The 7853-nt window shown below is 72.2% G+C and carries 7 protein-coding genes and 1 pseudogene; 6 read left to right on the forward strand and 2 right to left on the reverse strand.

Annotation, left to right across the window (positions count from 1 at the left end; all coding sequences use genetic code 11):
• Positions 1 to 104: 104 nt before the first annotated feature.
• Both AB0958_RS37340 and AB0958_RS37345 read left to right on the forward strand, forming a co-directional pair.
• Positions 105 to 1823 (forward strand): GAF domain-containing sensor histidine kinase, encoded by a 1719-nt coding sequence (locus tag AB0958_RS37340; protein ID WP_366894929.1) that lies wholly within the window; start codon positions 105 to 107, stop codon positions 1821 to 1823.
• 325 nt (positions 1824 to 2148) lie between these two features.
• Entirely contained in the window at positions 2149 to 2829 is a 681-nt protein-coding gene (locus AB0958_RS37345; protein ID WP_366894930.1) for a Type 1 glutamine amidotransferase-like domain-containing protein, read from the forward strand.
• Positions 2830 to 3189: 360 nt separating this feature from the next.
• On the opposite strand, the gene AB0958_RS37350 is transcribed toward AB0958_RS37345, so the two are convergent.
• The gene (locus tag AB0958_RS37350; RefSeq protein ID WP_366894931.1) at positions 3190 to 3636 is read right to left on the reverse strand and encodes a helix-turn-helix domain-containing protein; all 447 of its coding nucleotides are present in this window, start codon (positions 3634 to 3636) and stop codon (positions 3190 to 3192) included.
• A gap of 133 nt (positions 3637 to 3769) precedes the next feature.
• Here AB0958_RS37350 and AB0958_RS37355 point away from each other — a divergent pair, with 133 nt between their 5' ends.
• On the forward strand, positions 3770 to 4642 hold the full coding sequence (locus tag AB0958_RS37355; protein WP_366894932.1) for an aldo/keto reductase family oxidoreductase: 873 nt from the start codon (positions 3770 to 3772) through the stop codon (positions 4640 to 4642).
• Positions 4643 to 4774: 132 nt separating this feature from the next.
• On the opposite strand, the gene AB0958_RS37360 is transcribed toward AB0958_RS37355, so the two are convergent.
• Positions 4775 to 5656: a LysR substrate-binding domain-containing protein gene (locus AB0958_RS37360; protein ID WP_366894933.1), complete on the reverse strand. Its 882-nt coding sequence runs from the start codon at positions 5654 to 5656 to the stop codon at positions 4775 to 4777.
• Positions 5657 to 5727: 71 nt separating this feature from the next.
• Here AB0958_RS37360 and AB0958_RS37365 point away from each other — a divergent pair, with 71 nt between their 5' ends.
• The 3 genes and pseudogenes from AB0958_RS37365 to AB0958_RS37375 form a co-directional block, all read left to right on the forward strand.
• Entirely contained in the window at positions 5728 to 6933 is a 1206-nt protein-coding gene (locus AB0958_RS37365) for a thiolase family protein (RefSeq protein WP_366894934.1), read from the forward strand.
• On the forward strand, positions 6930 to 7625 hold the full coding sequence (locus AB0958_RS37370) for a 3-oxoacid CoA-transferase subunit A (protein WP_366894935.1): 696 nt from the start codon (positions 6930 to 6932) through the stop codon (positions 7623 to 7625). The genes AB0958_RS37365 and AB0958_RS37370 overlap by 4 nt, the downstream gene beginning before the upstream one ends.
• Positions 7622 to 7853 (forward strand): annotated as a pseudogene (locus AB0958_RS37375) (hypothetical protein); the annotation flags it as partial. The gene AB0958_RS37370 and the pseudogene AB0958_RS37375, both read left to right, overlap by 4 nt.

Below are 7853 nucleotides of genomic sequence, written 5' to 3' on the forward strand. Positions count from 1 at the left end.
CACCTCGGCGCCCTGGCGGGTGACCGCCGTCCGCCGGGGCCGGTAGCGTGACCCACTGAGCCGAGCGGCCGGTGTCAGCCCGCCCGGAGACCGAGGAGACGCTGGTGGGAAGCCCCGAGGAGGCGCGCGTACGGCTGCCGCAGCTGAGGCTGGACGAGCTGCTGGAGGAGTTGCAGGCGCGGCTGGACGCGGCGCGTGGCACGCGGGACCGGGTGCACAGCCTGCTGGAGGCGGTGCTGTCGGTCGGGCGGGAGCTGGACCTGGAGCAGGCGCTGCGCGGCATCGTCGAGGCGGCCGCGGCCCTGGTCGACGCCGAGTACGCGGCCCTGGGCGTCATCGGCCCGGACGGCAGGCGGCTGTCCGCGTTCCACACCGTCGGCGTCGCCGAGGAGCGGATCGCCCGGATCGGCCCGTACCCGGAGGGCCACGGCATCCTCGGCGAACTGATCCGCCACCCCGAGCCGCTGCGCCTGGCGAAGATATCCGGCCACCCCGCCTCGTACGGCTTCCCGCCCGGCCACCCGCCGATGAACACCTTCCTCGGTGTTCCCATCAGGGTCCGCGACCAGGTCTTCGGCAACCTCTACCTCACCGAGAAGCGCGGCGGGACACAGTTCGACGAGGACGACGTGTCGGTGATCTCGACTCTCGCGGTCGCGGCCGGCGTCGCCATCGACAACGCCCGCCTGTACGAGGAGTCCCGGCTGCGGGAACGGTGGCTGCGGACGAACGCGCAGATCACCCACAGCCTGATGTCGGGCGGCGGCCGTGCCGAGGTGCTCGCCCTGATCGCGGAACGGGCCGCCGAGATCACCGGGTCGGCGCTGGCCGCGGTGGCGTTGCCGGTGGCGGGCACCGGATCGCTCACCGTGGAGATCGCCGTCGGACTGGACGCCGAGGCGCACCGGGGGCTGGTGCTGCCCCTGGAGAGCACCCTGATGGGCCTCGCCTTCTCCGGGGCCGCCCCGGCCGTCAGCGACGACGTGTCCCGGGACGCCCGCATCTCGCAGGAACCGCCCCGCTTCCAGGGGCTCGGCCCCGCCGTGGGCGTTCCCATCGGCACCGGTGAGGGCGGTGTCCGAGGTGTGCTCCTGCTGTCGCGGGAGGCCGGACGCCCGGTGTTCACCGCGACCGAGAGCGAGACCCTTCAGGCCTTCGCGGCCCAGGCGGCCGTCGCCATGGAGCTGGCGGAACGACGGCAGGACGCGGCGGAGGTCGCGGTGCTCAAGGACCGCGACCGCATCGCCCGCGACCTGCACGACCTCGCGATCCAACGGCTGTTCGCGACGGGGATGACCCTCCAGAGCGCGGGTCGGTTCATCGAGCACACCGAAGCGGCCGAACGCGTGGCACGCGCCGTGGACGACCTGGACGAGACCATTAAGATCATCAGGTCGACGATCTTCGGTCTGCGGGCCCGGGAGGACGGCGCCGGGACCGGGCTGCGGGCCCGCACCGTACGGGTGGCGGGAGAGGCGGCGCAGGTCCTCGGCTTCGCCCCGAGCGTCCGCATGGACGGGCTGCTCGACACCGAGGTGCCCAGGGAGACGGCCGACCACGTGACAGCCGTCCTCTCCGAGTCCCTCACCAACATCGCCCGGCACGCCCGCGCCGACCGCGCCGACGTGAGCCTGTCCACCGACGGACACCAACTGCTGCTGACGGTCCGGGACAACGGCGTGGGCATCCCGCCGGACGGCCGCCGCAGCGGGCTGCGCAACATGGCGGAGCGGGCGGAGCAGTTGGGCGGCCGGCTGGACTGGGACTGCCCGCCGGCCGGCGGCACGGCACTGCGGTGGCGGGTACCGGTCAGGCGGACGTAGTGCTGTGACCGGAAAGGTTCACCGGCTCGCGACGCCCGGCACGGCACCTCGCCGCGTTGTCGCAACGCCCGAGTACATCCAGTACGCGGGCGATGCTCCGCCTTGCGATGCACCGCACCGGACGCCGCGAGCCTCCGGCGAACCTTTCCGGTCACAGCACCAGCGGGCCCGGGACACCCGGATCCGGCACCGGCGGCGCCGTCCACCCCGCCCGGCACGGCTACGTGTTCCAGCACGTACGGGGCCTGCCCAGGGCGTACTGAGCGGCGCGGGGGCGGGTCCCCCGTTCGTTGCGCGTGCCCGTCAGCCGTGCTTGGCTCGCCCGATGAACTTTCTACTGACGGCGAGTGGCCTGCGCAACGAGACGCTGCGGGACGCGGTGCGGGAGATGCTGGGAAAGCCGTTCGGATCCGCGAACGTCGTCTTCGTGCCCACGGCGTCGGTCGCCGAGCCCGGCGACCACGGATGGATGCTCGCGGACATGAACCGGCTGTACGGCCTCGGCTGGCGGGAGTTCGACGTCCTGGAGCTGAACGGCCTGCCCCCGCGGCTGGTGCTCGACCGGCTGCGCCACGCCGACGTCGTCTACGTCGAGGGCGGCAGCCACTACCACCTCGCGCGCAGCATCACCGGCAACGGCCTGGCCGACGGCTTCCTCGAGGCGCTGGAGGACCGGGTCTACGTGGGGGTCAGCGCCGGATCGATGATCTTCAGCCGGCACCTCACCGGGCACTCCGCCGACGTCATCGGGGACACCGCGGACCTCCATGTGCTCGGCGCGACGACGGTGGAGCCGCCGTTCGGCCTCTTCGACTGGTACCTCAAGCCCCACCTGTACTCGCCGGACTTCCCCGAACGGGACGACGCCTGGGCCGATCGCATCGCCGCTCGGGCGGACTTCCCGATCTACTTCATCGACGACGAGACGGCCGTTCGCGTCCGGGACGGCAAGGTGGACGTCGTCTCCGAGGGCAGGTGGCGGTTCCATCCCGGACTCGACGCGTGACAGGGCCACCGGCAGGGCGGCCCCGGCGGCGGACGTACCGCGCGCGGGCAGCCGCGAAGCCTCCCGTGGGGAGCCGGGAGGTGCGGCCGGGCCCGCCGTCACAGGGAGGCGGCAGGGTCCGAGGGGTGGCTCCACCCGAGAGCGGGGCGCTGTCCGCACACCATGCACCAAAACCAGCCACCGGGATAGATCTCGGCCGGAAATAGCCGCTGCCTCAGTCCTCGCGGCTGGGATCGCGCCGCACCATGACCGCGTGGGCGACGAGTTCGCCCGCGCCGCCGAGTTCCCGGCGGTAGTGGCCCGTTGTCCCACGGACCGCCTCCGGCCGGTGTGGCCCCTGTGGTGCGCGGCCGTCCTGGGTCAGGACGGGTGGGCATCGTGCTTCTCGCGGTGTGCGAGGACCTCGGCCATGTGGGACTGTGCCCAGGTCCTGAGCCCGCGTGTCATGTGGTGGAGCGAGAGGCCGAGTTCGGTCAGCTCGTAGGTCACGGTGACCGGGACCGTCGGCGTCACCGTGCGGGTGAGCAGCCCGTCGTGCTCCAGCGACCGCAGCGTCTGGGTCAGCATCTTCTGGCTGACCCCGGCCAGCAGACGGGAGAGCTCGGAGTACCGCATCGCCTTCGGCGCGGCTGCGGGGGCCGCGTCGCCGGGACCGGGCCTGTGGTCGCCGCCCAGCGCGCACAGGATCAGGACGACCCACTTGTCCGAGATGCGGTCGAGCAACTGCCGACTGGGGCACCCCGCCAGGAACGCGTTGTACTCCACCTTGGCCTGAGCCCTCTTCTGGGCCGCCTTCGTCGTCGTCACCGCTCGCACCTCTCACCGATGGGTGGGTTACGCACTTCTGAGTGCCTACTTCCCGGCAGGAAGTTCCGCTCCCATGCTGAAGCAGGGGGGCGGCGGACGCCACCCCCGGAGCGAGACGACGAAAGGCAACACGATGAGCACACCCTCGCCCTCCCTTCCCGGCGGCACCTGGACTCTGGGCGACCTGACCGTCACCCGGTTCGGTTACGGGGCGATGCAGCTGGCCGGCCCGTGGGTGATGGGGCCGCCGGCCGATCCCGAGGGTGCCCTGGCGGTGCTGCGCGAAGCGGTCGGCCTCGGCATCACCCACATCGACACCAGCGACGCCTACGGGCCGCGCGTCACCAACGAGTTGATCCGCGAGGCGCTGCACCCGTACCCCGAGTCGCTGCACATCGTGACCAAGGTGGGCGCGACCCGCAACGAACAGGGCGGCTGGCCCACGGCCCGGCGACCCGACGATCTGCGCCGCCAGGTCCACGACAACCTCACATCCCTCGGGCTCGACGTACTCGACCTGGTCAACCTGCGGCTCGGCGACGCCGAAGGTCCCCAGCCCGGCTCGCTCGCCGAGGCGTTCGAGACGCTCGTCGAACTCCAGCGGCAGGGCCTGATCCGCCACCTCGGGATCAGCAACGCGACCGAGGAGCAGGTCGCGGAGGCCCAGCGCATCGCGCCGATCGTGTGCGTGCAGAACATGTACAACCTCGCCCACCGTCACGACGACAAGCTCATCGACCGGCTCGCCACCGAAGGCGTCGCGTACGTGCCCTTCTTCCCCCTCGGGGGCTTCACCCCGCTCCAGGCCTCGGCGCTCTCGACGGTCGCCGCCCGGGTGAAGGCGACCCGGATGTCCGTCGCACTGGCCTGGCTGCTGCAACGGTCACCGAACATCCTGCTCATCCCCGGCACGTCGTCGACGGCACACCTGCGCGAGAACGTCGCCGGCGCGGGACTCGCCCTCACCCCTGAGGACCTGACCGAGCTGGACGACATCGGCCGCTGAACGCCCGACGCGGGTCGTTCAGTCGCGGGTCGGCGCCGCATCACCGGCGAACAGGCCGCTCGGATCGCCGCCGAGGCGTACCCGCTCCCCCCGGACCCGGGTGCGGTCGTCCCGGAGGTGCTGAGTGGCCCCTCAGATCGCCGCGCGGATGATCCCCACGGTGCGTGCCAGGTGCGGCTCCGAGCGGTCGGCGCGGTGGGCCACGGCGAGCTCCACGCGTGCGTCGGCCCCGGACAGCGGCAGATAGGCGACACCGTCGAGTGCCAACGCGGTCACCGGCTCGGGCACGACCGCGACCCCGAGGCCGCCGGCGACGAGCGTGACCAGGGTGGAGGTCTCGCCGACCTCGTGGCGGATGCGCGGCTCGACGCCGGCGTCACGCAACAGGCCCAGGACGACGTCGTACATCACGGAGCGGCGGTCGGCGGAGTGCACGATCAGATCGGCGCCGGCCAGGTCCGTGACCCGCAGCCTCTTCCGACGGGCGAGGGGGTGGTCGACCGGTGCTGCCACGACGAGCCGGTCCCGGCGCAGGGTGTGCACGGTGAGGGAGAGGTCGGCCGCCGGCGGCCGCAGCAGCGCGACGTCGATCGCACCCGCGCGCAACGCCTCGACCTGGTCGGGCGCGAGCATCTCGCCGCGGAAGGAGAAGTCGACGCCCGGCAGTTGTTCCGTGAGCCGCCGTGAGAGCGCGGGGAGCAGGCTGTACGTCGCCGAGCCCACGCACCCGATCGCGAGGTGCCCCACCGACCCGGACGCGACGAGCCGTGCGTGGTGGGCGGCCTCCTCCACGTCCGTCAGGATCGCGCGTGCCCGCTCGAGATAGGCACGGCCCGCCTCGGTGACGTCGACACGGCGCGTGGTGCGCCGGAGCAGTTCCACGCCGAGCTCGGCCTCCAGCTGCCGGATCTGCTGGGACAGCGGCGGCTGCGCCATGTGGAGCCGCTCGGCGGCGCGACCGAAGTGGCGCTCCTCGGCCACCGCCACGAAGTACCGGAGGTGCCGCAGATCCATATGTCATCCATCTCAATCCGCTTCGATATGCGTACTTCAGAATATCGCGGCCAAGGACTAGCGTCGCTGCCATGAGCGCTTTCCTGTACGCCGCGACCCGGACGCCCTTCGGCCGCTTCAACGGGGCGCTGGCCGGCGTCCGCCCCGACGACCTCGCCGCCGCCGCGATCACCTCGACGCTCGCCCGGGTGCCGGGCCTCGACCCAGCCGCGATCGACGACGTGGTGTGGGGCAACGCCAACGGCGCCGGCGAGGAGAACCGCAACGTCGGCCGCATGGCCGCACTCCTCGCCGGTCTCCCGGTGAGCGTGCCCGGCACCACGGTCAACCGCCTGTGCGGGTCCAGTCTCGACGCGGCGATGACGGCCAGCCGCACCATCGAGTCCGGCGACGCCGAGGTGGTGCTCACCGGCGGCGTGGAGTCGATGACCCGCGCGCCGTGGGTCCTGCCCAAGCCGGCGAAGCCCTTCCCGGTCGGTGATGTCACCGCCGTCTCCACCACGCTCGGCTGGCGGCTGGTCAACCCGCGGATGCCGAAGGAGTGGACCGTCAGCCTCGGCGAGGCCAACGAACAGCTCCGGGAACGCTTCGGGATCTCCCGCGAGCGCCAGGACGCGTTCGCCGCCCGCTCCCACCGACTCGCCCACGCCGCTTGGGAGTCGGGGTTCTACGACGACCTGGTGGTGCCGGTCGACGGCGTCGACCTCACCCGCGACGAGGGTATCCGGGCCGGATCGACACCGGAGGTGCTGGCGGGGCTCAAGCCGGTCTTCCGCACGCCGGACCAGGGCGGCACGATCACCGCGGGCAACGCGAGCCCGCTCAACGACGGCGCTTCCGCGGTGCTGCTGGGCAGCGAGAAGGCCGCGAGCACGATCGGCGCCGACCCGCTCGCCCGGATCGCCGGCCGCGGCGTGATGGCGCTGGAGCCGCAGGCCTTCGGCTACGCCCCGGTCGAGGCGGCCAACCGCGCGCTGGCACGAGCCGGGATCGGCTGGGACCAGGTCGGCGCCGTCGAACTCAACGAGGCCTTCGCCGTGCAGTCGCTGGCCTGCCTCGACGCGTGGAAGATCGACCCCGCCCTCGTCAACCAGAAGGGCGGCGCCATCGCGATCGGCCACCCGCTCGGCGCCTCCGGCGGCCGCATCCTCGCCACGCTGGCCAAGGTGCTCCGCGAGACGGGGCAGCGCTACGGCGTCGCCGCGATCTGCATCGGGGTCGGCCAGGGGCTCGCCGTCGTCCTGGAGAACTGCGATGTGACGGGAGCAGCCCAGTGAGCCGGACGGAGATCGTCGACTCCGCCGACGCGGCGGTCGCCGGGATCGAGAACGGGTCCACCGTCCTGGTCGGCGGGTTCGGCCTGGCCGGGATGCCGTTCGACCTGATCGACGCGCTCATCCGGCAGGGCGCGAAGGACCTCACCATCGTGTCCAACAACGCCGGCAACGGCGACGTCGGCCTGGCCGCGCTGCTGGCCGCCGGCCGGGTGCGCAAGGTGCTGTGCTCCTTCCCGCGCCAGGCGGACTCCTGGGTCTTCGACGACCTCTACCGCGCGGGAAAGATCGAACTGGAGGTGGTGCCGCAGGGCAACCTCGCCGAGCGGATGCGCGCGGCCGGAGCCGGCATCGGCGCCTTCTACTGTCCGACCGCGGTCGGCACGCCACTGGCCGAGGGCAAGGAGGTGCGGGAGATCGACGGCCGCACGTACCTGCTGGAGTACCCGATCAAGGGTGACTACGCGCTGATCGGCGCGCACGTCGCGGACACGCTGGGAAATCTCGTCTACCGCAAGACGGCCCGCAACTTCGGACCGGTCATGGCGACGGCCGCGACGACGACCGTCGTCCAGGTCGAGCAGGTCGTCGAGGCCGGAAAGCTCGACCCCGAGGCCGTCGTCACCCCGTCCATCTACGTCGACCGGATCGTCCAGGTGGCGGCCCGGCACTACACCGTGCAGGGGGCACGATGACCACCACGTCCACCGACCACCGGCTCTCGATGGACGAACTGGCCGCCGTGATCGCACGCGACATCCCGGCGGGCGCCTTCGTCAACCTCGGCATCGGACAGCCCACGAAGATCGCCGACCATCTGCCGCACGGCTCCGGGGTGGTGCTGCACACCGAGAACAGCGGACACCGGAAGCCGAGGAGGAGGGCGTGGTGGACGCGGAGATCGTGGACGACGAGAAGGGCGC

The organism is Streptomyces sp. NPDC006655, assembly GCF_040703965.1.
Lineage (GTDB): Bacteria > Actinomycetota > Actinomycetes > Streptomycetales > Streptomycetaceae > Streptomyces.

Bases quoted from the DNA above. Each gene is read 5' to 3' on its own strand.
- AB0958_RS37345 (WP_366894930.1), top strand. From the start codon at position 2,149: ATGAACTTTCTACTGACGGCGAGTGGCCTGCGCAACGAGACGCTGCGG.
- AB0958_RS37355 (WP_366894932.1), top strand. From the start codon at position 3,770: ATGAGCACACCCTCGCCCTCCCTTCCCGGCGGCACCTGGACTCTGGGC.
- AB0958_RS37360 (WP_366894933.1), bottom strand. From the start codon at position 5,656: ATGGATCTGCGGCACCTCCGGTACTTCGTGGCGGTGGCCGAGGAGCGC.
- AB0958_RS37365 (WP_366894934.1), top strand. From the start codon at position 5,728: ATGAGCGCTTTCCTGTACGCCGCGACCCGGACGCCCTTCGGCCGCTTC.